This is a genomic window from Caballeronia zhejiangensis (genome assembly GCF_000698575.1).
In the GTDB taxonomy this organism is placed as follows: Bacteria; Pseudomonadota; Gammaproteobacteria; order Burkholderiales; family Burkholderiaceae; genus Caballeronia; species Caballeronia zhejiangensis.
The window spans coordinates 74,081-95,701 of sequence record NZ_JFHD01000022.1; the positions used below are offsets into that span (position 1 = coordinate 74,081).

Sequence of the window (21,621 nt, forward strand, 5' to 3'; positions counted from 1 at the left end):
TCTCTTCCAGTCCTTTCTTCGCGCCCGGCGCGCTTCATGCGCTGCCGAGCCGGTCTCTCCCGCTGATTTCGTCCTCGTGATGTGGCGCCGCGCCAGCACGATCGGGATCGCGTCTTTCGTCTCCATCGTGCAGCGCAGCGTTACGCGTATGGAGACATCGAATTGATGAACAGAATCGATCAGGGCGCCGCGCGCCGGCCGGATTTCGCCGTCGTCGGCGGCGGGCTCGTCGGACGGCTCGTCGCCTGGCAACTCGCGGGCGCGGGCCACGACGTCGCGCTTTACGAACGCGGCGACGCCGCCGGCACGCAGTCGGCCGCGTGGGTCGCCGCCGCCATGCTCGCGCCGCTCGCGGAAGCGGCGAGCGCGGAGCCGGTCGTCGTCGGGCTGGGGGCGGCATCGCTCGAACGCTGGCCTGAACTCATCGCGCAATTGCCCGAGCCGGTTTTCTTTCAGCGCAACGGCACGCTCGTCGTCTGGCACGGCGCGGATCGCGCCGAAGCGCCGCTCTTCGAACGCCGTCTCAAGGCCAATTCGCCCGCCGATCTGCTCGACGGCGGCTTCGTCAAGCTCGCGGGCGCGCAAGTCGCGCAAGCCGAACCGGCGCTCGGAACGCGCTTCGCGCAGGGCTGGCTGCTGCCGAACGAAGGCCAACTGGACAACCGTCAGGCGCTTGGCGCACTCGCCGCCGGACTTGCCGAGCGCGGCGTGCGTACGCACTGGAACACCGCCGTCGATGCGATGCCCGACGCGCGCTGGATCATCGATTGCCGCGGCCTCGGCGGCAAGCCCGCGTGGCCCGCGCTGCGCGGCATTCGCGGCGAGGTCGCGCGCGTGCACGCGCCGGGCATCGGGCTGACGCGGCCGGTGCGGCTCTTGCATCCGCGCTATCCGCTCTACATCGCGCCGAAGGAGAACGATCTCTACGTGATCGGCGCGACGGAAGTCGAGGGCGAAGACATGTCGCCCGTGAGCGTACGTTCGGCGCTCGAGCTGCTGAGCGCCGCGTTCGCGGTGCATCCGGGTTTCGGCGAGGCGCGCATCCTCGAACTGAACTCGCATTGCCGGCCGACCTTGCCGGATCACCGGCCGGCGATCGTCTGGGACGGGGCGCGGACCTTGCGCGTGAACGGCTTGTACCGGCACGGCTTCATGATCGCGCCCGAAGTCGCGGATGCCGCGTGCCGTCTCGCCGACGCGCTCGCTTCCGGCGATATCGCCGATGCCGAGGCCTTCTCCGATTTCCGCAGCGCCGCGCGCTGGCCCGAACTGCTGCACGGCGAGTTCGCGGTTGCGCCAGCGCTCTAGTCATCAGGAAACAACCATGAACATCCACATCAATCACCGCGTCTTCGATTTGCCCGACGCCACCACCGTCACCGACGCGCTCGCCGCGTTCGGCGCGAAACCGCCGTTCGCGGTCGCGCTGAACGGCCAGTTCGTCGCGCGCGGCGAACACGCCACGAAAACGCTCGTCGCCGGCGACAAGCTCGACGTCGTGTCGCCCGTCGCGGGCGGCTGAACTCCGAACCGAAGGATCGAACCATGACCATTTCCACCGCCGACGTCCTCACGCTCTACGGCGAGACGTTTCCGAGCCGCGTGCTGCTCGGCACGTCGCGTTATCCGTCGCTGCAATCGCTTTCCGACTCCATCGACGCCGCTCGGCCGGGCATGGTCACGGTCGCGCTGCGCCGTCAGTCGGAGACCGGGGAAGCCGGCTTCTTCGATGTGCTCAAGCGCCACGGCGTCGCGCTTTTGCCGAACACGGCGGGCTGCCAGAGCGTCGACGAGGTGCTGACGACCGCGCACATGGCGCGCGAGGTGTTCGAGACGCCGTGGATCAAACTGGAATTGATCGGCGACGACTACACGCTGCAGCCCGATCCGATCGGCCTCGTCGAAGCGGCGGCCAAGCTGATCCGCGATGGCTTCAAGGTGCTGCCTTACTGCACGGAAGATCTCGTCATCGGCCGGCGTTTGCTCGATGCCGGCTGCGAAGCGCTGATGCCGTGGGGCGCGCCCATCGGCACGGGCAAGGGCGTGACGAATCCATACGGGCTGCGCACCTTGCGCGAGCGTCTGCCGGATGTGCCGCTGATCGTCGATGCCGGTCTCGGCGTGCCGTCGCATGCGTGTCAGGTGATGGAATGGGGCTTCGATGGCGTGCTGCTCAACACGGCCGTCTCGCAGGCAACCTTCCCGCCGCAGATGGCGCGCGCGTTCGCGCTCGGCGTCGAAGCGGGGCGCACCGCGTTCCTCGCGGGCCCCATGGCCGAGCGCGACAGCGCGCAGGCGAGCACGCCGGTCGTCGGCATGCCGTTCTGGCATCAGGACGGAGGCGCGGCATGAGCTTGTTGAATCGTGAAGTGTTCTGGCCGCCGGCGGACGAGCTGACTGAAGTCGCCGAGCGGATTCGCGCGCGTCTCGGCGAATGGCCGACGGCGGAAACGCGCTGGCGCATCTGCCTGACCGCGCCGGAATCGCCGCAGGCGAGCGACATCATCGTGTTCAACGAGCCGCACGATGTGGCCGCGAACGGCGCCGCGGCAATCCTCGAAGCGCATGGCGATCGCGTCACGCTGCGTCGTGGCGACGAGCGTTTCGCGCTCGAAGGCGAATGGTCGGATGATTGGCTTTCCGCGCTCGCCGCTTTCCTCGACTGCAACTTCGAGCCGCACGACGCGCTGACGCTCGCGCTCGCCTGGCGCGCGGGCGATGAGAACAAGGACGACGCGTGGCCCGTCGAATTCGCGACGTTTCCGCGCGTCGCCGATCTGCCCGCCGCGCCCGAAGGCGGATTCCCGGCCTGCCCCGATCGGCTCGGCCTGTATCCGGTGCTGCCGAGCGCCGACTGGGTCGAGCGCGTGCTCGGTCTCGGCGTCCGCACGACGCAACTGCGCCGCAAAACCGCCGACGCCGCCGACTTGCAGCGCGAAATCTCGCGCTCGGTCGAGGCGGGACGTCGGCATGACGCACAGGTTTTCATCAACGATCATTGGCGCGAGGCGATTGCGGCGGGCGCGTACGGCGTGCACCTCGGACAGGAAGACGTGCAGACGGCCGACCTGAGCGCCATCGCGAAAGCCGGCGTGCGGCTCGGTCTGTCGACGCACGGCTATTACGAGATGTTGCGCGCGCTCCACTTCAAGCCGAGCTACCTTGCGCTCGGCGCCGTCTTCCCGACCACGACGAAAGTCATGCCGACCAAGCCACAAGGATTGGCGCGCCTGTCGCGCTACGTGCAACTGCTGTCGGGCCGGGTGCCGCTTGTCGCCATTGGTGGAATCGACGCCAAGGCGATGCCGGGCGTGCTGGAAACCGGCGTGCGCAGCGCGGCGGTCGTGCGCGCGGTCACCGAGGCACCGGACACAGCCGCGGCGGTTTTGTCACTGCAAAAAATGTTCGCAGGTCAACGGTGAAAAGTCCCAAAAGCAAGGGGATACACGCCTAGGCAAAGCACCGATTGCGCGCAGGCCCTATAATTCGGCCTCTTGCGCCAACGGAATCTCTTACCCAGTGCCTGCTTTCTCCGAGACTCTGCTAGAGCTACGCGACGTCGACTTCGGCTACGGCGACCGGCTCGTCCTGTCGAACCTGAACATGCGATTCACGCGTGGGCAGGTGGTCGCGGTCATGGGCGGCTCAGGCTGCGGCAAAACCACGACCTTGCGTCTGGTCGGCGGTCTCGTGAAGGCGAGTCGCGGCAAAGTCATGTTCGACGGACAGGACGTCGGCGCCCAGACGCGCGACGGTCTGTACGCGCTGCGCCGGAAGATGGGCATGCTGTTCCAGTTCGGCGCGTTGTTCACCGACCAGACGGTGTTCGAGAACGTCGCGTTCCCGCTGCGCGAACACACGGACCTTCCGGAAGCGCTGATCCGCGATCTCGTGCTGATGAAGCTGAACGCGGTCGGCCTGCGCGGCGCGCGCGATCTCGCGCCGTCGGAGATTTCGGGCGGCATGGCGCGCCGCGTGGCGCTCGCCCGCGCAATCGCGCTCGATCCCCAGTTGATGATGTACGACGAGCCGTTCGCCGGCCTCGATCCCATTTCGCTCGGCATCACGGCGCAGCTCATCCGCACGATCAACGACGCGCTCGGCGCAACGTCCATTCTCGTTACGCACGACGTACCGGAATCCTTCGCGATCGCGGACTACGTGTATTTCATCGCGAACGGCGGCATTCACGCCGAAGGCACGCCGGCGCAACTGCGCGCATCGCAGGATCCGACCGTGCGCCAGTTCATCGACGGCACGCCCGACGGCCCATTCAAGTTCCACTATGCGAGCACGCCGCTCGCCGCAGATTTCGGCATCGGAGGGCAGGCATGATCAGCGCGCTCGGACGCTGGGTGCTCGACGGTTTCGGCACCGCAGGCTACGCAACGCGCATGTTCCTGCGCCTCGTGGTCGAATTTTTTCCGCTGTTGCGCCGCCCGCGCCTCGTCACGAAACAGATCCACTTCGTCGGCAATTATTCGCTCGTCATCATCGCGGTGTCGGGTTTGTTCGTCGGCTTCGTGCTCGGCTTGCAGGGCTATTACACGCTGAGCCGCTACGGTTCGGAACAGGCGCTCGGGCTTCTGGTGGCGCTCTCGCTCGTGCGCGAGCTCGGGCCGGTCGTCACGGCGCTACTGTTCGCGGGGCGCGCGGGCACGTCGCTGACCGCCGAAATCGGCTTGATGAAAGCCGGCGAGCAACTCACCGCAATGGAAATGATGGCGGTCGATCCGCTCAAGGTGGTCGTCGCGCCGCGCATGTGGGCGGGCATCGTCGCCATGCCGGTGCTGGCGGCCATTTTCAGCGCGGTCGGCATCATCGGCGGCTACGTCGTCGGCGTGATGCTGATCGGCGTCGATCCGGGCGCGTTCTGGTCGCAGATGCAAGGCGGCGTGGACGTGTGGCGCGATGTCGGGAACGGCGTCATCAAGAGCATCGTGTTCGGCTTCGCGGTGACGTTCATCGCGTTGTTCCAGGGCTACGAAGCACGGCCAACGCCCGAAGGCGTGTCGCGCGCGACGACGAAAACGGTCGTATATGCGTCGCTCGCCGTGCTCGGGCTCGATTTCCTGCTCACCGCACTGATGTTCAGCTAATGAACCAAGCGCAGGCGCCGCACGAGGCGCAGGCGTTGTGAAGGGCACAGACCGTCACGCGCCATCTGCGAAAAGATTCTCTTTGGGAAGACGATGAAAAAGACTGCTCTCGACTTTTGGGTCGGCCTCTTCGTGGTGCTCGGTTTCGTGGCGCTGCTCTTTCTCGCGCTGAAGGCGGGCAACATGAGCTCCCTGTCGTTCCAGCAAACCTACGCGGTGAAACTGAAGTTCGACAACATCGGCGGACTGAAGGCGCGCGCGCCCGTGAAGAGCGCGGGCGTGACGGTCGGGCGCGTCGGCAGCATCGGCTTCGATGCGAACACGTATCAGGCCGTGGTCACGATCGATATCGACAAGCAGTATCAGTTTCCGAAGGATTCGTCCGCGAAGATCCTGACTTCCGGCTTGCTCGGCGAGCAATACATCGGCCTCGAGCCGGGCGGCGACGATCAGATGCTCAAGAACGGCGACACCATCACGATGACGCAATCGGCCGTGGTGCTCGAAAACCTGATCGGCCAGTTCCTCTACAACAAGGCGGCGGATTCGGGCGCCTCGAAATCGTCGGGGGCGCCGGCTGTGCCCGAGCCCGCACCCGCGCCGGCTTTCCCGGGCGCGGCGAGCGCGATGGGCGCATCGGGTGCGGCGGGCGCGGCAGGTGCGAGCGCCGCATCGGGCGCCGCTCAATAAGGAGAAGAACATGCAGGCGATTGGGATGCGGCGCGCAATCATGGTGGCGGGCGTCGTTGCGCTCACCGGTTGCGCGACGGTGACGACGCCGACCAAAGGGGACCCATTCGAGAGCTATAACCGGACGATGTTCACGATCAACGACACTGTTGATCAGTACGCGGTGAAGCCGGTGGCGAAGGGTTACGTGTGGCTCGTACCGGAGCCGGTGCGCAACAGCGTGACCAACTTCTTCTCGAATATCGGCGACGTGTACATCGCCGCGAACAATCTGGCGCAACTGAAAATTGCGGACGGCGTGTCGGACATCATGCGCGTCGCGATCAACACGCTGTTCGGCGTCGGCGGCCTGTTCGACGTCGCGACCATCGCGCGGCTGCCGAAGCATTCCGGCGATTTCGGGCTGACGCTCGGCCACTATGGCGTGCCGTCCGGTCCGTACGTGGTGCTGCCGCTGCTCGGGCCGAGCACGGTGCGAGATTCCGCCGGACTCGTGGTCGACTATTTCGGCAATCCGCTCACCTACGTGAGCCCGGATTCGGTGAGCTGGGCGCTCTATGGCGTGAACCTCGTCAACGTGCGCGCGAATCTTCTGGGGGCGACCGACGTGCTCGCCGATGCCGCGCTCGACAAGTATTCGTTCGTCCGAAACGCATACTTGCAGCGTCGTCAGTATCTGATTTCGGGCGGCGACGGCAGCATGCCGGACTACGGCGAAGCGCCGCTGCCGAATTACGGCGATGAAGGCACGGAAGGCGCATCGGCGACGGCGGCGCCTGCCGCGGCCGCATCGGCGGCTTCGGGTACGGCGGCGGCACCCGCACCGGCGAGTGGTAGCGCCAACACCGTGCCGGGCAACCAGTATGTTCCGCCGCGCGCCCCGCCGGGTTTCCCTTCATTCCGCTTGCGTTGAGCGGCCTGTCGCTAACGCGCGGTAACATATCTAACGATATTTCTTACGCTTTGGATGCCGCGTCGCCTGAACTCGAATCGGGCGGCGCGCTCAAACCGGAGCATCTACTTTTGCAGGGTCCGTGATGAAAAAATTCTTGCTTCTCCCCATCTTCGCGATGTTCGTCGCGTTTTGTGGCACAGCGTCGGCGCAAAGCGTCGATACGAGCTCGCCCGACACGATGATCAAGACGGTCACGCAACAAGTCCTCGACGAAATCAAGTCGGACTCGAAGATCCGCTCGGGCGACATCAACAAGATCACCGAGCTCGTCAATCAAAAGATCCTGCCGTACACGGATTTCACGCGCACGACGCGTCTCGTGATGGGCCGCAACTGGAATTCGGCGACGCCCGAACAGCAGAAGCAGATCGTCGAGCAGTTCAAGATGCTCCTGATCCGCACGTATTCCGGCGCGCTCGCGCAAGTGCGCGACCAGACGGTTCAATACAAGCCGTTCCGCGCCAATCCGGACGACACCGACGTCGTGGTCCGCTCGGTCGTGATGAACAACGGCTCGCCGGTCGAGCTCGACTATCGCCTGTACAAGACGGCGCAAGGCTGGCGCGTGTACGACATCAACGTGCTCGGCGCGTGGCTGATCCAGGCGTATCAGCAGCAATTCAACGAGCAGATTTCGCGCAATGGCGTGAGCGGCTTGCTGCAGTTCCTGACGCAGCGTAACGAGCAACTCGCGAGCGGCAAGGCATCGTGAGCACGCCAGCCACAGGCGGCCGTTTTCAGACGGCCGCGACGCTGACCCACGAGAGCGCGAAGGCCGCGCTCGAAGCGGGTCTGTCGCGCATCGCTGCGGGCGCGACCGAAGTCGATTGCGCGCCGCTCACGCAGTTCGATTCTTCCGCGCTCGCCGTGCTGCTCGCATGGCAGCGCGCAGCCACCGCGCGCGGCGCCGCGCTCGGCGTCGTCAATCTTCCTTCCGGGCTCGTCAGTCTTGCGCGAGCCTATGGCGTCGATACGCTCCTCTCGTTCCGACATTGATCCTGTTCTGACTCCGCGCAGAAGCGGCGGCGCTGCGTCGCCGCAATCAGGATCGCTCCGAAGTCGGCTCCAACGGCTTTGCCCTATAATCAAACGTTTTTTTCGCAGCCGCTCCCGGCCCTTTTTGTCTGAGGAAGGGAACGTCAGTCGAAAGTCCGCACAATCGAGGCGCGGCCGCACGAGGCGCGCGCACTGTCCATGTCAGCCATAGAAATCCGAAACGTCAGGAAGCGCTACAAGGATCTCCAGGCGCTCAAAGGCGTGAGCCTCACGGTGGAAGAGGGCGAGTTCTTCGGCTTGCTCGGCCCCAACGGTGCGGGCAAAACCACGTTGATCAGCATTCTGGCCGGTCTGGCGCGCGCCGATAGCGGCACGATCTCCGTGCGTGGCCACGATGTCGTCAGCGACTTCCGGGCCGCGCGCCGTGCGCTCGGCGTCGTGCCGCAGGAACTGGTGTTCGATCCGTTCTTCACCGTGCGCGAGTCGTTGCGCATCCAGTCGGGCTATTTCGGCTTGCGCAACAACGACGACTGGATCGACGAGGTCATGGCCAATCTCGATCTCACCGAGAAAGCCGACGTCAACACGCGCGCCCTCTCCGGCGGGATGAAGCGCCGCGTGCTCGTGGCGCAGGCGCTCGTGCATCGGCCGCCGGTGATCGTGCTCGACGAGCCCACCGCCGGCGTCGATGTCGAACTGCGTCAGACACTCTGGAAATTCATCTCGCGCCTGAATCGCGAGGGCCACACGATCGTCCTGACGACGCACTATCTCGAAGAAGCCGAGTCGCTGTGTCATCGGCTCGCGATGCTTCGTCGCGGCGAAGTCGTCGCCCTCGAACGCACGAGCACGCTGCTGCAGCGCTTTTCAGGCATGCAACTGTATCTGCGTCTGTCGAACGGCGCGTTGCCGGCGGACTTGCGCGCGCTCGAAGTCGATCCGCACGCGGTGATGGGCGCGCAACATCTGCTGCGTCTCGCGAGCTATGACGACGTCGAGCCGATTCTCGCGAAATGCCGCGCGGCCGGCTGCACGTTCGATGAAATCGAAGTGCGCAAGGCGGATCTGGAAGACGTGTTCGTGCAGGTGATGAACGAGCCGGAAGTGGTCGAGGGACTTTCATGAGCGGCTTCCAGACGTTGTTCTACAAGGAGCTGCTGCGCTTCTGGAAGGTTTCGTTTCAGACGGTCCTCGCGCCGATCGTGACGGCGCTTCTGTACCTGACGATCTTCGGTCATGCGCTTTCCGGCCGCGTCGAGGTGTATCCCGGCGTCGGTTATACGAGTTTTCTCGTGCCCGGCCTCGTGATGATGAGCGTGCTGCAGAACGCGTTCGCGAACAGTTCGTCGTCGCTGATCCAGTCGAAGATCACCGGCAATCTGGTGTTCGTGCTGCTGCCGCCGATCGCGCATTGGGAGATGTTCTTTGCGTATGTGCTGGCGTCGGTCGTGCGCGGCCTGTGCGTCGGCTTCGGCGTGTTCGTCGTGACGATATGGTTCATCCCGATGTCGTTTTCCGCGCCGCTCTACATCATTGCGTTCGCGATCCTCGGTTCGGGCATTCTCGGCACGCTGGGTCTGATCGCGGGCATCTGGGCCGACAAGTTCGACCAGCTGGCCGCGTTCCAGAACTTCCTCATCATGCCGCTCACGTTTCTTTCAGGCGTGTTCTACTCGACACATACGCTGCCGCCCGTGTGGCGCGCGGTGTCGCATCTGAACCCGTTTTTCTACATGATCGACGGCTTTCGCTATGGCTTCTTCGGCCTGTCCGACGTGAATCCGTTGATGAGCCTCGGCATCGTCGGCGGATTTTTGGCCGTGCTGGCGTTGATCGCCGTGCGACTGCTCGCGAGCGGCTACAAGCTGCGTCACTAATTCTCAAGGAGACTTCCACCATGTTGCCGACTCCGGAGCAGGTGAAGGATTACATCGCCAAAGGCCTCGCTTGCCAGCATTTGGAAGTGGAGGGCGACGGCCAGCATTTTTTCGCGACCATCGTGAGCGACGCGTTCGTCGGCAAGCGGCTGATCGCGCGTCATCAACTGGTTTATGCGGCGCTCGGCGAGCGCATGAAACAGGAGATTCATGCACTCAGCATGAAGACCCTGACCCCCGACGAGTGGAAATCGGCCTGAGTCCACCCGGCGAAGCCAAATCAGGTCATACGACTCAACACACGTAACACCGGCATCACCGGAAAGACAAAGGCAGTAAAGAGTGCGATTCATTCAAGACAACGGCGGCGCTGAAAAGGGCACCGCAGGCAGCTCGGTCGAAGGACAAGCCATGGATAAACTGGTCATCACGGGAGGCGCGAAGCTCTCCGGCGAAATCACCGTTTCGGGTGCGAAGAACGCGGCGCTGCCGATTCTTTGCGCAAGCCTTCTCACCGCCGACGACGTCCATCTGTCGAACGTGCCGAATCTTCAGGACGTTCGCACGATGGTCAAGCTGTTGCGCCAGATGGGCGTACAGTCCGAAGTGTCCGGCGACGGGCGCGTGAACCTCAACGCGTCGAAGGTCGACAAGCTCGTCGCGCCGTACGAAATGGTCAAGACGATGCGCGCGTCGATTCTCGTGCTCGGTCCGCTCGTCGCGCGCTTCGGCGAAGCGAAGGTGTCGCTGCCCGGCGGCTGCGCGATCGGCGCGCGTCCGGTCGATCAGCACATCAAGGGCCTGCAGGCGATGGGCGCCGAGATCAACATCGAGCACGGCTTCATCGAAGCGCGCGCGAAGCGTCTGAAGGGCGCGCGCATCATCACCGACATGATCACCGTCACCGGCACCGAGAACCTGCTAATGGCGGCGGTGCTGGCCGACGGCGAGACGGTCATCGAGAACGCCGCGCGCGAACCCGAAGTGAGCGACCTCGCGCATCTGCTCGTGAAGATGGGCGCGAAGATCGACGGCATCGGCACCGACCGTCTCGTGATTCAGGGCGTCGACAAGCTGCACGGCGCGAAGCACGGCGTCGTGCCGGACCGCATTGAAGCGGGCACGTTCCTGTGCGCGGTCGCGGCCGCGGGCGGCGACGTCACGCTGCGTCGCGTGAGCTCGCATCTGCTCGACGCCGTGACGGCGAAGCTGCGCGAAGCCGGCGTGACGATCGAGGAAGGCGACGACTGGATGCGCGTGCGTATGGGCAAGCGCGCCGAAGCGGTGAATATCCGCACGTCCGAATACCCGGCGTTCCCGACCGACATGCAGGCGCAGTTCATGGCGCTCAACACGATCGCGAAGGGCACGTCGCAAGTCGTCGAGACGATCTTCGAGAACCGCTTCATGCACGTTCAGGAGCTGAATCGTCTGGGCGCGAGCATCACCATCGACGGCAACACGGCGCTCATCGCCGGCGTCGAGAAGCTGTCCGGCGCGAAGGTCATGGCGACCGATCTGCGCGCGTCGGCGAGTCTCGTGATCGCGGCGATGTGCGCGGACGGCGAAACGCTGATCGACCGCATCTACCATCTGGATCGCGGCTACGACCGCATGGAATCGAAGCTGACGGCGGTCGGCGCGAACGTGCGCCGCATCAAGGGCAGCGGGAGCGAGCAATGAGTTCGCTGCCGCAGACGTCGTCGTCGGTGCAGCCGAGCGCGACCCTCACGCTCGCGTTGTCGAAAGGGCGTATCTTCGAGGAGACGCTGCCGCTGCTCGCCGCCGCGGGCGTGCAGGTGGCCGAAGATCCGGAAAGCTCGCGCAAACTGATCCTTCCGACGACGAATCCGAATCTGCGCGTGATCATCGTGCGCGCGACCGATGTGCCGACTTACGTCGAGTACGGCGCGGCCGATTTCGGCGTCGCGGGTAAGGACGTGCTGATCGAGCACGGCGGCAGCGGCCTGTATCAGCCGGTCGATCTCGATATCGCGCGCTGCCGTATGTCGGTGGCCGTGAAGAACGGGTTCGACTATGCGAGCGCGGTGCGCCAGGGCGCGCGTCTGAAGGTCGCGACGAAGTACACGGAGACCGCGCGTCAGCATTTCGCGGCGAAGGGCGTGCACGTCGATCTGATCAAGCTGTACGGATCGATGGAACTCGCGCCGCTCGTCGGCCTGGCCGATGCGATCGTCGATCTGGTCAGCTCGGGCGGCACGCTGCGGGCGAACAATCTCGTCGAAGTCGAAGAGATCATGCAGATTTCCTCGCGCCTCGTCGTGAATCAGGCGGCGCTGAAGCTGAAGCGCGCGGCGCTCAAGCCGTTCCTCGACGCGTTCGAGCGCGCGACGGTCAGCAAGGGAAATTAGGCGGGCCGCACGACGCGGCGCGCCAACAGCAAAACGGAAAACCAGCATGTCTATCAAGATTCGCAAACTCGATTCCAGCGCCGACGGTTTCCAGAAGGCGCTGCGTGCGGTCCTCGCGTTCGAAGCGAGCGAGGATGAGGCGATCGAGCGCTCGGTCGCGCAGATTCTCGCGGACGTGAAGGCGCGCGGCGACGAAGCCGTGCTCGAATACACCAACAAGTTCGATCGTCTGAAGGCGGACAGCGTCGCGGCGCTCGAACTGCCGCTCTCGGAGATGGAAGCCGCGCTCGAAGGGCTCGGACCGAAGCGCCGCGCGGCGCTCGAAGCGGCGGCGGCGCGCGTGCGCGGCTATCACGAGAAGCAGCGCATCGAATGCGGCAGCCATAGCTGGCACTACACCGAAGCCGACGGCACCGTGCTCGGCCAGAAGGTCACGCCGCTCGATCGCGCGGGCATCTATGTGCCGGGCGGCAAGGCGGCGTATCCGTCGTCCGTGCTGATGAACGCGATTCCGGCGCGCGTGGCGGGCGTGAAGGAAATCGTGATGGTCGTGCCGACGCCCGATGGCGTGAAAAATCCGCTGGTGCTCGCGGCGGCGCTGCTCGGCGGCGTGGATCGCGTGTTCACGATCGGCGGCGCGCAAGCGGTGGCCGCGCTCGCGTACGGCACGCAAAGCGTGCCTGCCGTCGACAAGATTTGCGGTCCGGGTAACGCGTATGTCGCGTCGGCGAAGCGGCGCGTGTTCGGTACGGTCGGCATCGACATGATCGCGGGGCCGTCCGAAATTCTCGTGATCTGCGACGCCACCACCGATCCGCGCTGGGTCGCGATGGACCTCTTCTCGCAGGCCGAGCACGACGAGCTCGCGCAATCCATTCTGCTGTGCCCGGACGACGACTTCATCCAGCGCGTGGAAGACGCGATCGTCGAGCTGCTGCCGGCGATGCCGCGTCGCGACGTCATCCAGCGCTCGCTCGAAGATCGCGGCGCGCTCATCAAGGTGAAGGACATGGCCGAGGCGTGCGCGATCGCCAACGATATCGCGCCGGAGCATCTTGAGATTTCCGCGCTCGATCCGCATCAGTGGGCCGCGCAAATTCACAACGCAGGCGCGATGTTCCTCGGCCGCTACACGAGCGAAAGCCTCGGCGATTACTGCGCGGGCCCGAACCACGTATTGCCGACGTCGCGCACCGCGCGCTTCTCGTCGCCGCTCGGCGTCTACGACTTCATGAAGCGTTCGAGCGTGATCGAAGTGAGCGCGGACGGCGCGCAGACGCTCGGCGAAATCGCGGCGGAACTGGCGTACGGCGAAGGCCTGCAGGCGCACGCGAAGAGCGCCGAATACCGGATGAAAAAAGTCGGCTGAAGCGAAAACCGGCCCGAATGAACGAGGCGGCCTGAGAGCCGCCACCCGAACCGGCGAGAGAGACGCCGGGAAAACATGACGACATCACAAGACATCATCCGACCCGACGTCCTCGCGATGACGAGCTATCCCGTGCCCGATGCCACGGGCCTCATCAAGCTCGACGCGATGGAAAATCCCTACACGCTGCCCGTCGACCTCGCCAAAGCATTGGGCGAGCATCTCGCGGGCGTCGCGCTGAACCGTTATCCCGCGCCGCGTCCGGCGGAATTGCTCGCCAAGATCAAGCGCACGATGAACGTGCCCGACGCCTGCGACGTGCTGCTCGGCAACGGTTCGGACGAGCTCATCAGCATGATGTCGGTCGCGTGCTCGAAGCCGGGCGCGAAGGTCGTCGCGCCGGTGCCGGGCTTCGTGATGTACGAAATGTCGGCGAAATTCGCGCATCTCGAGTTCATCGGTGTGCCGCTGAAGGCCGACTTCACGCTCGACGCCGACGCGCTCGTCGCCGCCATCGATGAGCACGCGCCGGCGCTCGTCTATCTGGCGTATCCGAACAACCCGACCGGCACGCTCTACGACGACGCCGACATCGAACGCGTGATCGCCGCGTCGAAGAAGAGTCTCGTCGTGATCGACGAGGCGTATCAGCCGTTCGCCGAAAAAAGCTGGATGCCGCGCGCGGCGGAGTTCGACAACGTCGTCGTGATGCGGACTGTCTCGAAGCTCGGGCTCGCGGGCATCCGTCTCGGCTACATGGCGGGCCGGCCCTCGTGGATCACGCAGTTCGACAAAGTGCGCCCGCCGTACAACATCAACGTGCTGACGCAGGCCACGGCCGATTTCCTGCTCGATCACGTCGACGTGCTCGACGCTCAAGCGGCCGAACTGCGCGCGCAACGCACGAAACTCGCACGCGAAGTGGCGGCGCTGCCCGGCATGACGGTATTCCCGAGCGCGGGCAATTTCCTGCTCGTGCGCGTTCCGGACGCCGCCGTTGCTTTCGAAACCCTTCTGACTTCGCGGGTTTTGGTAAAAAACGTGGGTAAAATGCACCCATTGCTGGCTAACTGCGTGCGTTTGACGGTCGGCTCTGCCGAAGAAAACGCGCAAATGGTCGCCGCGCTCAAGAAGCTCCCCACTCTCGATTAAGTCTCAAGGAATCACCATGCGTATTGCGGAAGTCGTTCGCAACACCAGCGAAACGCAGATCCGTGTGAAGCTCGATCTGGACGGCACCGGCAAGCAGAAGCTCGCCACCGGCGTCCCGTTCCTCGATCACATGCTCGACCAGATTGCCCGTCACGGGCTCATCGATCTCGACATCGAAGCGCATGGCGACCTCCATATCGACGATCACCATACGGTAGAAGACACCGGCATCACGCTCGGAATGGCCATCGCGAAGGCCATCGGCGACCGCAAGGGCATTCGCCGTTACGGGCATTCGTACGTACCGCTCGACGAAGCGCTGTCGCGCGTCGTCATCGATTTTTCGGGGCGTCCGGGGCTCGAGTTCCATGTGCCGTTCACGCGCGCGCGCATCGGCACGTTCGACGTCGATCTGACCATCGAATTCTTCCGCGGATTCGTGAATCACGCCGGCGTGACGCTGCATATCGACAACCTGCGCGGCATCAACGCGCATCATCAGGTCGAAACCGTGTTCAAGGCGTTCGGCCGCGCGCTGCGCATGGCGTGCGAAGTCGACGAGCGCGCGGCGGGGCAGATTCCGTCCACCAAAGGCAGTCTCTAAGCCGACTGACCGGTTCGGCGCGTTGCTGCGCCGGAAAAAAGATGGATTTGTTCAAGTCGTTTATCTCATTGCTCGCGCTGATCAACCCGATCGGCGCGATACCGTTTTTTCTCAGCCTGACCTCGCAGCAATCCGATCTCGAAAGACGCAACACGATTCGCGTCGCTTCGATTTCAGTCTTCTGCGTGATCGCGGTGACGGCGCTGCTCGGCCAGCAGATCATCGCGTTCTTCGGGATTTCGGTCGGGTCGTTCGAAGTGGGCGGCGGCATCATCATGCTGCTCATGGCGATCAGCATGTTGAACGCGCAGGTCGGCAATGCGCGTTCGACGCCGGAAGAACGCATGGAAGCCGAGGAGCGCAATAGCATCGCGGTCGTGCCGCTCGCGATTCCGCTGCTCACCGGTCCCGGCTCGATCAGCACGGTGATCGTCTATGCTGCGAATGCGCAACACTGGTACGACCGCTTCGGGCTCGTCGTGCTGGGCGCGATCATCGCGGGGCTGTGCTTCGGCGCGCTGAATCTCGCCGAGCCGATCGCGCGCGTCGTCGGGCGCACGGGAATCAACATCGGCACGCGTCTCATGGGTTTGATGTTGTCCGCATTGGCGGTGGAGTTCATCGTCGACGGGTTGAAGGCCTTGATGCCATCTTTGAAATGAATACTTCGATTGCGATTGTTGATTACGGAATGGGCAACCTGCGCTCGGTCTACCAGGCGCTGAAGAAGGCTGCACCCGAAGCGAACGTGGCGATCGTCGATCAGCCGCAAGGCATTCACGCGGCGGATCGCGTCGTGCTGCCGGGCCAGGGCGCGATGCGCGACTGCATGGGGCATCTCGCCGAATCCGGTTTGCAGGAAGCGGTGATGCAGGCGGCGCGCGAAAAGCCGATGCTCGGCGTGTGCGTCGGCGAGCAGATGCTCTTCGACTGGAGCGAGGAAGGCGACACGAAGGGCCTCGGTCTTCTGCCCGGCAAGGTCGTGCGCTTCCAGCTCGACGGTCTGCTGCAGGACGACGGCTCGCGCTTCAAGGTGCCGCAAATGGGCTGGAATCGCGTGCGTCAGACACAGGCGCATCCGGTCTGGGACGGCGTCGCGGACGGCGCGTTCTTCTACTTCGTCCACAGCTACTACGTGGTGCCGGACAATCCGGCTCACACATCCGGCGAAACCGTGTACGGCAGCGCGTTCACGTCGGCGGTTGCGCGCGACAATATCTTCGCGACCCAATTCCACCCCGAAAAGAGCGCGGACGCAGGATTGCGTCTCTATCGCAATTTCGTGCACTGGAACCCGTGAAATACCGTGCCCGCTAGCGTTTTCGCCTATTACTACGGGCGCATGACCGTTGCAAGACTTGTACTACACTAGCGAGACGGCCCGCGGCACAGGCACGAAAGACCGCACGCGCGCCGTTTTGATCAACTTCACCCAGAAAATACGCGATACCTATGCTGCTCATTCCGGCCATCGATCTTAAGGACGGTCAGTGCGTGCGCCTCAAGCAGGGCGATATGGACCAGGCGACCATTTTTTCAGAGGATCCGGCGGCCATGGCCCGACATTGGGTCGATCGCGGCGCACGGCGATTGCATCTGGTCGATCTGAACGGCGCGTTCGCCGGCAAGCCCAGAAACGGCGACGCGATCCGCGCGATCCTCGATGAAGTCGGCAGCGAGATTCCCGTGCAGTTGGGCGGCGGCATCCGCGATCTGGAAACCATCGAGCGCTATCTGGACGACGGCCTGTCGTACATCATCATCGGCACGGCGGCGGTGAAGAATCCGGGCTTCCTGCAGGACGCGTGCAGCGCGTTCGGGGGACACATCATCGTCGGGCTGGACGCGAAGGACGGCAAGGTCGCGACGGACGGCTGGAGCAAGCTCACCGGTCACGAGGTCGTCGATCTCGGCCGCAAGTTCGAAGACTACGGCTGCGAATCGATCATCTACACGGACATCGGTCGCGACGGCATGCTTCAGGGCCTCAACCTCGAAGCGACGGTGCGTCTCGCGCGGGCGGTGAAGATTCCGGTGATTGCGAGCGGCGGGCTGTCGAGCATCGCGGACATCGAATCGCTCTGCGAAGTCGAGGACGAAGGCATCGAAGGCGTGATCTGCGGCCGCGCGATCTACTCCGGCGATCTCGATTTCAAGGCCGCCCAGACCCGCGCCGACGCGCTGCGCGAGGCCGACGGCGCCTGATACGCCCGAGCGCGAGCACATCTGAGCAGCACTCCGGGCGGCCGCGGCGCCGCCCTTACTCCGTAAGTGGCAAGAACATGGCTCTCGCAAAACGCATCATTCCCTGTCTCGACGTGACCGCCGGCCGCGTCGTGAAGGGCGTCAATTTCGTCGAACTGCGCGACGCGGGCGATCCCGTCGAAATCGCGCGGCGTTACGACGATCAGGGCGCCGACGAACTCACGTTCCTCGATATCACCGCGACTTCCGATCAACGCGATCTCATTCTGCCGATCATCGAATCGGTGGCGTCGCAGGTGTTCATTCCGCTGACGGTCGGCGGCGGCGTGCGCGCGGTCGAAGACGTGCGGCGTCTGCTCAACGCGGGCGCGGACAAGATCAGCATGAATTCGTCGGCGGTCGCGAATCCGCAACTCGTGCGCGACGCGTCGGACAAGCACGGCTCGCAGTGCATCGTCGTCGCGATCGATGCGAAACGCGTGTCGGCCGAAGGCGAAACGCCGCGCTGGGAAGTCTTTACGCACGGCGGCCGCAAGGCGACGGGCATCGACGCGATCGAATGGGCGCGCAAGATGGCCGAATTCGGCGCGGGCGAAATCCTGCTCACCAGCATGGATCGTGACGGCACCAAAGCCGGCTTCGATCTCGCGTTGACGCGCGCCGTGTCGGACGCGGTGCCGGTGCCGGTGATCGCGTCGGGCGGCGTCGGATCGTTGCAGCATCTGGCGGATGGCATCGTCGAAGGTCACGCGGACGCGGTGCTTGCCGCGAGCATCTTCCACTACGGCGAGCACACCGTCGGCGAAGCGAAGCGCTTCATGGCCGATCACGGCATTTCGGTGAGGACTTGAAACCGTGAGCGATCAGATGATCTGGCTCGACAAAGTCAAGTGGGACGCGAACGGCCTCGTGCCGGTGATCGCGCAGGAAGCATCGACCAACGACGTGCTCATGTTCGCGTGGATGAATCGCGAGGCGCTCGCAAAGACCATCGAACTGAAGCGCGCGGTGTATTTCTCGCGCTCGCGGCAGCGCCTGTGGTTCAAGGGAGAAGAGTCGGGCCACGTTCAGCACGTTCACGACGTGCGCCTCGATTGCGACGAAGACGTGGTGCTGCTCAAGGTCGAGCAGGTTTCGGGCATCGCGTGCCACACCGGCCGCCATTCCTGTTTTTTCCAGAAATTCGAAGGCACGGCGGAGAACGGCGAGTGGGTCGCCGTCGAGCCGGTCCTGAAAGACCCAGAAAGCATCTACAAATGACGCAAGCCAATACGCTGGACACGCTGCTGCGCCTCGCCTCGGTCATCGACAGTCGCAAGGGCGGCGATCCGGAACAATCCTACGTTTCCCGACTCTTTCACAAGGGCGACGATGCGGTCCTGAAGAAGATCGGCGAGGAAGCGACGGAAGTCGTGCTTGCCGCGAAGGACGCCCGTCATGGCGGCGCGCCGAAGGCGCTCGTCGGCGAAGTCGCCGATCTGTGGTTTCATTGTCTCGTCATGCTGTCCCATTTCGATCTGAGCCCCGCCGACGTGGTCGCGGAACTGGAACGTCGCGAAGGTCTGTCGGGAATCGAGGAAAAGGCGCTGCGCAAGTCGCGCGAGCGTGAGCAGAACGGCGGCTGACGAGCGTCTGGCATCAGCGAAGGAGGGCACGAATGAACCGGCAATATGAACCCTATCCGCCGCCCGTCGTTCAGAACGCGAACGATCCCGAACGCCTGCGCAACATGCGCACGTTCACGCATGTTCTGTACGGCTTGTACGCCGTCTATTGGCTGACCGGCGGTCTCACGGGACTGGTCGCGATCATCCTCAACTACATCAAGCGCGGCGATGCGGCGGGCACGCCGTACGAAGATCACTTCACCTGGCAGATCCGCACCTTCTGGTGGGCGGTGCTGGGCCACGTGATCGGTTTCGCGACGATCTGGATCGGCATCGGCTTTCTGATTCTCGGTGCGGTCAGCATCTGGACGCTTTATCGCATCATCAAAGGCTGGCTGTTTCTCTACGAGAACAAGCCGATCGAACCGCGCGCGTGGTTTTGATCACATCCGTCAACGAAATCCGGCAACTCAATGAGTCAAGACAACTGCATTTTCTGCAAGATCGCTTCCGGGCAACTGCCGAGCACGAAGGTCTATGAGGACGATGAGTTCGTCGCCTTCAACGACATCAATCCTGCCGCGCCGGTGCACGTGCTGGTCATTCCGCGCAAACATATTGAAACACTTTCCCACTGCACAGAAAGTGACAGTCCGCTACTTGGTAGAATGGTGAGTCTCGTCGGACGGTTGGCGAAAGATCTGGGTGTCTCCTACACGGGAGGCGACACCGGCTTTCGAACGGTAATCAATACCGGTCCGGGCGGCGGGCAAGAGGTGTATCACATCCACGCGCATTTGCTGGCCGGCGAGCGCCCGTGGCGCCGAATGGGGTAATGCTGCAATCTTTGTTTGCATTCTCCTTTCCAATGAAATATTGGGCGAGCAAAATCGATAGTTGAGCCGAGGCGACGTGCCTCGGCCGGGGCCGCCAGGCCGATCTTCCGTCATCGGTACCCAAATCGGGGCGGAATCACGGAGAGTTTTCATTCATGGGTTCGTTAAGCATTTGGCATTGGTTGATCGTTCTGCTGATCGTAGCGCTCGTGTTCGGCACGAAGAAGCTGCGCAATATCGGCGGCGATCTGGGCGGCGCGGTGAAGGGCTTCAAGGAAGGCATGCGCGAGGGCGACACGCCGGCGAATTCGGCCGATCAGCGCGAACTGCCGCGTAACGGCGCCGTGGACGTCGAGGCGAAAGACAAGTCGCGCTCGGGCGACTATCGCTGATCCGTCTGCCGACGGTAACTCTCCACTTTTCGTTCAATGCTCGATCTCGGTCTGACCAAAATGGCGGTCATCGGCGTCGTGGCGCTGGTGGTCCTCGGGCCGGAGCGCCTGCCCGGCGTCGCACGTACGGCGGGGGCGCTCTTCGGGCGCGCGCAGCGCTATATCAACGACGTCAAATCGGAAGTCGCGCGCGAGATGGAACTCGATGAGCTGAAGAAAATGCGGACCGAGTTCGAAAACGCGGCGTCGAATGTCGAATCGACGATTCACGACACGTTGAAGCGCCACGAATCCGAGCTGAACGATGCCTGGAAAGACGGCACGTCGGTCGCGCCGAGCATCGCTGGCGGCGCTGATTCAGCGGACAGCGCCGCGTCGGACAAGCCCTGGGCCGCTACGTCTTCATCGACGTCGACCCGGCGCAAGAACTGGCGCGTGAAGCAGGCGGCGATTCCCAACTGGTACAAGCGCACGACCTCGCGTCGCACGCGGGTTCAATCGGGCGCGGCGCGCGTCGCTCGCCACACGCCCGCCACCCTGCGCCGGCAGACGAAGTTCTTCTGAGCGTGCCGCGATTCCTTCATCGATGATTTCTACCGAGGGCCGGCGTGAGCGACCCGCAACACACTAAAGAAGAGCCCGTCGAAGAGACGTTCATTTCGCATCTGGTCGAATTGCGCGACCGCATCATCCGCGCGGGCGCATCGGTCATCGTCGTGTTCATCGCGCTTGTGTATTGGGCGCCGGACATCTTCAAGCTGCTGGCGCGTCCGCTGATGCAGAACCTGCCCGCGGACGGCAAGATGATCGTCACGGACGTCACCGGCTCGTTCTTCGTGCCGATGAAAGTCACGATGCTCGTCGCCTTCGTGATCGCGCTGCCCTTCGTGCTGTATCAGGTCTGGGCGTTCGTCGCGCCGGGTTTGTATCAGCATGAAAAGAAGCTCGTCGGGCCGCTCGTTTTCAGCAGCTATACGCTTTTTCTGTGCGGCATGGCGTTCGCGTACTTCGTCGTGTTCCCGACCATCTTCCGCGTGATGGCGCACTACAACGCGCCGCTCGGCGCGGAGATGACCACGGATATCGACAATTACCTGAGCTTCGTGCTGACGATGTTCATCGCGTTCGGCGTGACGTTCGAGGTGCCGATCGTCGTCGTGCTGCTTGCGCGCATGGGCGTCGTGTCGATTCAAAAGCTCAAGCAGATTCGTCCTTACGTGATCGTCGGCGCGTTCATCATTTCCGCGGTCGTCACGCCGCCCGACGTTTTCTCGCAACTCATTCTCGCGATTCCCCTCGTCATTCTTTATGAAGCGGGGATCATCGCGGCGCGGCTCGTCGTCGGCAAGGAACAGGTCAAGAACGAGGAGCCGGCGGCGGAGTAAAGTGCGGCGTATTGTCGCGCCAGAGCGAGTGTTCGAGATAAGAAAAAGGCAGCTTCGAGCCATCGAAGCTGCCTTTTCGTTT

29 protein-coding genes are annotated in these 21,621 nt (G+C 63.8%); all 29 read left to right on the plus strand.

The annotated features are described in order from the left end of the window. The first annotated feature begins 165 nt into the window (after positions 1 to 165). The 29 genes from BG60_RS24115 to tatC all read left to right on the plus strand — a co-directional run bounded on the left by BG60_RS24115 (position 166) and on the right by tatC (position 21,539). Entirely contained in the window at positions 166 to 1,308 is a 1,143-nt protein-coding gene (locus BG60_RS24115; RefSeq protein ID WP_034473129.1) for an FAD-dependent oxidoreductase, read from the plus strand. A gap of 16 nt (positions 1,309 to 1,324) precedes the next feature. Beyond that, positions 1,325 to 1,522, plus strand: a complete 198-nt coding sequence (gene thiS / locus BG60_RS24120; RefSeq protein WP_034473122.1) for a sulfur carrier protein ThiS — start codon at positions 1,325 to 1,327, stop codon at positions 1,520 to 1,522. 23 nt (positions 1,523 to 1,545) lie between these two features. Further along, positions 1,546 to 2,352 (plus strand): thiazole synthase, encoded by an 807-nt coding sequence (locus tag BG60_RS24125; protein ID WP_008344109.1) that lies wholly within the window; start codon positions 1,546 to 1,548, stop codon positions 2,350 to 2,352. Further along, a complete protein-coding gene (thiE, locus tag BG60_RS36660; RefSeq protein WP_063936113.1) occupies positions 2,349 to 3,422 on the plus strand; it encodes a thiamine phosphate synthase in 1,074 nt (357 codons plus the stop codon). Before BG60_RS24125 ends, thiE begins: the two co-directional genes overlap by 4 nt. A gap of 97 nt (positions 3,423 to 3,519) precedes the next feature. Then, entirely contained in the window at positions 3,520 to 4,335 is an 816-nt protein-coding gene (locus tag BG60_RS24135) for an ABC transporter ATP-binding protein (protein WP_008344112.1), read from the plus strand. Then, positions 4,332 to 5,099: a lipid asymmetry maintenance ABC transporter permease subunit MlaE gene (gene mlaE, locus BG60_RS24140; protein WP_008344114.1), complete on the plus strand. Its 768-nt coding sequence runs from the start codon at positions 4,332 to 4,334 to the stop codon at positions 5,097 to 5,099. The genes BG60_RS24135 and mlaE overlap by 4 nt, the downstream gene beginning before the upstream one ends. 93 nt (positions 5,100 to 5,192) lie before the next feature. Then, the gene (gene mlaD / locus BG60_RS24145) at positions 5,193 to 5,789 is read left to right on the plus strand and encodes an outer membrane lipid asymmetry maintenance protein MlaD (protein WP_008344116.1); all 597 of its coding nucleotides are present in this window, start codon (positions 5,193 to 5,195) and stop codon (positions 5,787 to 5,789) included. A gap of 10 nt (positions 5,790 to 5,799) precedes the next feature. After that, positions 5,800 to 6,702: an MlaA family lipoprotein gene (locus BG60_RS24150; RefSeq protein WP_008344117.1), complete on the plus strand. Its 903-nt coding sequence runs from the start codon at positions 5,800 to 5,802 to the stop codon at positions 6,700 to 6,702. Positions 6,703 to 6,826: 124 nt separating this feature from the next. After that, positions 6,827 to 7,456: an MlaC/ttg2D family ABC transporter substrate-binding protein gene (locus tag BG60_RS24155; protein WP_008344118.1), complete on the plus strand. Its 630-nt coding sequence runs from the start codon at positions 6,827 to 6,829 to the stop codon at positions 7,454 to 7,456. After that, positions 7,453 to 7,740 carry an STAS domain-containing protein gene (locus tag BG60_RS24160; protein ID WP_081851876.1) on the plus strand — a complete coding sequence of 96 codons (288 nt, stop codon included), beginning with the start codon at positions 7,453 to 7,455 and terminating at the stop codon, positions 7,738 to 7,740. The genes BG60_RS24155 and BG60_RS24160 overlap by 4 nt, the downstream gene beginning before the upstream one ends. A gap of 198 nt (positions 7,741 to 7,938) precedes the next feature. Further along, positions 7,939 to 8,865: an ABC transporter ATP-binding protein gene (locus tag BG60_RS24165; RefSeq protein WP_008344124.1), complete on the plus strand. Its 927-nt coding sequence runs from the start codon at positions 7,939 to 7,941 to the stop codon at positions 8,863 to 8,865. Continuing rightward, complete coding sequence (locus BG60_RS24170) at positions 8,862 to 9,617, plus strand: ABC transporter permease (RefSeq protein ID WP_008344126.1); 756 nt, start codon at positions 8,862 to 8,864, stop codon at positions 9,615 to 9,617. The genes BG60_RS24165 and BG60_RS24170 overlap by 4 nt, the downstream gene beginning before the upstream one ends. Positions 9,618 to 9,637: 20 nt before the next feature. Further along, the gene (locus BG60_RS24175) at positions 9,638 to 9,877 is read left to right on the plus strand and encodes a BolA family protein (protein WP_008344127.1); all 240 of its coding nucleotides are present in this window, start codon (positions 9,638 to 9,640) and stop codon (positions 9,875 to 9,877) included. Positions 9,878 to 10,028: 151 nt separating this feature from the next. Further along, positions 10,029 to 11,300 carry a UDP-N-acetylglucosamine 1-carboxyvinyltransferase gene (murA, locus tag BG60_RS24180; protein WP_034473131.1) on the plus strand — a complete coding sequence of 424 codons (1,272 nt, stop codon included), beginning with the start codon at positions 10,029 to 10,031 and terminating at the stop codon, positions 11,298 to 11,300. Next, positions 11,297 to 11,989: an ATP phosphoribosyltransferase gene (hisG, locus tag BG60_RS24185; RefSeq protein WP_034473124.1), complete on the plus strand. Its 693-nt coding sequence runs from the start codon at positions 11,297 to 11,299 to the stop codon at positions 11,987 to 11,989. The genes murA and hisG overlap by 4 nt, the downstream gene beginning before the upstream one ends. Before the next feature lie 46 nt (positions 11,990 to 12,035). Continuing rightward, positions 12,036 to 13,358, plus strand: coding sequence for a histidinol dehydrogenase (gene hisD, locus BG60_RS24190; RefSeq protein ID WP_034473125.1), 1,323 nt, complete (start codon positions 12,036 to 12,038; stop codon positions 13,356 to 13,358). Between the two features lie 75 nt (positions 13,359 to 13,433). Then, positions 13,434 to 14,510 carry a histidinol-phosphate transaminase gene (gene hisC, locus BG60_RS24195; RefSeq protein ID WP_034473126.1) on the plus strand — a complete coding sequence of 359 codons (1,077 nt, stop codon included), beginning with the start codon at positions 13,434 to 13,436 and terminating at the stop codon, positions 14,508 to 14,510. Positions 14,511 to 14,526: 16 nt separating this feature from the next. Then, positions 14,527 to 15,114 carry an imidazoleglycerol-phosphate dehydratase HisB gene (hisB, locus tag BG60_RS24200; RefSeq protein WP_008344136.1) on the plus strand — a complete coding sequence of 196 codons (588 nt, stop codon included), beginning with the start codon at positions 14,527 to 14,529 and terminating at the stop codon, positions 15,112 to 15,114. A 41-nt stretch (positions 15,115 to 15,155) separates the two neighbouring features. Further along, positions 15,156 to 15,776, plus strand: a complete 621-nt coding sequence (locus BG60_RS24205; RefSeq protein ID WP_008344137.1) for a YchE family NAAT transporter — start codon at positions 15,156 to 15,158, stop codon at positions 15,774 to 15,776. Further along, positions 15,773 to 16,414, plus strand: coding sequence for an imidazole glycerol phosphate synthase subunit HisH (gene hisH, locus BG60_RS24210; RefSeq protein ID WP_008344139.1), 642 nt, complete (start codon positions 15,773 to 15,775; stop codon positions 16,412 to 16,414). The genes BG60_RS24205 and hisH overlap by 4 nt, the downstream gene beginning before the upstream one ends. A 152-nt stretch (positions 16,415 to 16,566) precedes the next feature. Continuing rightward, on the plus strand, positions 16,567 to 17,319 hold the full coding sequence (hisA, locus tag BG60_RS24215; protein WP_008344140.1) for a 1-(5-phosphoribosyl)-5-[(5-phosphoribosylamino)methylideneamino]imidazole-4-carboxamide isomerase: 753 nt from the start codon (positions 16,567 to 16,569) through the stop codon (positions 17,317 to 17,319). A gap of 77 nt (positions 17,320 to 17,396) precedes the next feature. Next, positions 17,397 to 18,170: an imidazole glycerol phosphate synthase subunit HisF gene (hisF, locus tag BG60_RS24220; RefSeq protein ID WP_008344141.1), complete on the plus strand. Its 774-nt coding sequence runs from the start codon at positions 17,397 to 17,399 to the stop codon at positions 18,168 to 18,170. A 16-nt stretch (positions 18,171 to 18,186) separates the two neighbouring features. Then, positions 18,187 to 18,579: a phosphoribosyl-AMP cyclohydrolase gene (gene hisI / locus BG60_RS24225; protein WP_174447750.1), complete on the plus strand. Its 393-nt coding sequence runs from the start codon at positions 18,187 to 18,189 to the stop codon at positions 18,577 to 18,579. Next, complete coding sequence (locus BG60_RS24230) at positions 18,576 to 18,944, plus strand: phosphoribosyl-ATP diphosphatase (RefSeq protein WP_008344143.1); 369 nt, start codon at positions 18,576 to 18,578, stop codon at positions 18,942 to 18,944. The genes hisI and BG60_RS24230 overlap by 4 nt, the downstream gene beginning before the upstream one ends. 32 nt (positions 18,945 to 18,976) lie before the next feature. Beyond that, positions 18,977 to 19,369: a DUF4870 family protein gene (locus tag BG60_RS24235; RefSeq protein WP_008344144.1), complete on the plus strand. Its 393-nt coding sequence runs from the start codon at positions 18,977 to 18,979 to the stop codon at positions 19,367 to 19,369. 30 nt (positions 19,370 to 19,399) lie between these two features. Beyond that, complete coding sequence (locus BG60_RS24240; protein ID WP_008344145.1) at positions 19,400 to 19,762, plus strand: histidine triad nucleotide-binding protein; 363 nt, start codon at positions 19,400 to 19,402, stop codon at positions 19,760 to 19,762. A gap of 155 nt (positions 19,763 to 19,917) precedes the next feature. Continuing rightward, positions 19,918 to 20,154: a Sec-independent protein translocase subunit TatA gene (gene tatA / locus BG60_RS24245; protein WP_008344146.1), complete on the plus strand. Its 237-nt coding sequence runs from the start codon at positions 19,918 to 19,920 to the stop codon at positions 20,152 to 20,154. Between the two features lie 36 nt (positions 20,155 to 20,190). Then, positions 20,191 to 20,718, plus strand: coding sequence for a Sec-independent protein translocase protein TatB (tatB, locus tag BG60_RS24250; RefSeq protein ID WP_008344147.1), 528 nt, complete (start codon positions 20,191 to 20,193; stop codon positions 20,716 to 20,718). A gap of 44 nt (positions 20,719 to 20,762) precedes the next feature. Beyond that, positions 20,763 to 21,539 carry a twin-arginine translocase subunit TatC gene (tatC, locus tag BG60_RS24255; protein ID WP_008344148.1) on the plus strand — a complete coding sequence of 259 codons (777 nt, stop codon included), beginning with the start codon at positions 20,763 to 20,765 and terminating at the stop codon, positions 21,537 to 21,539. Positions 21,540 to 21,621: the final 82 nt, after the last annotated feature.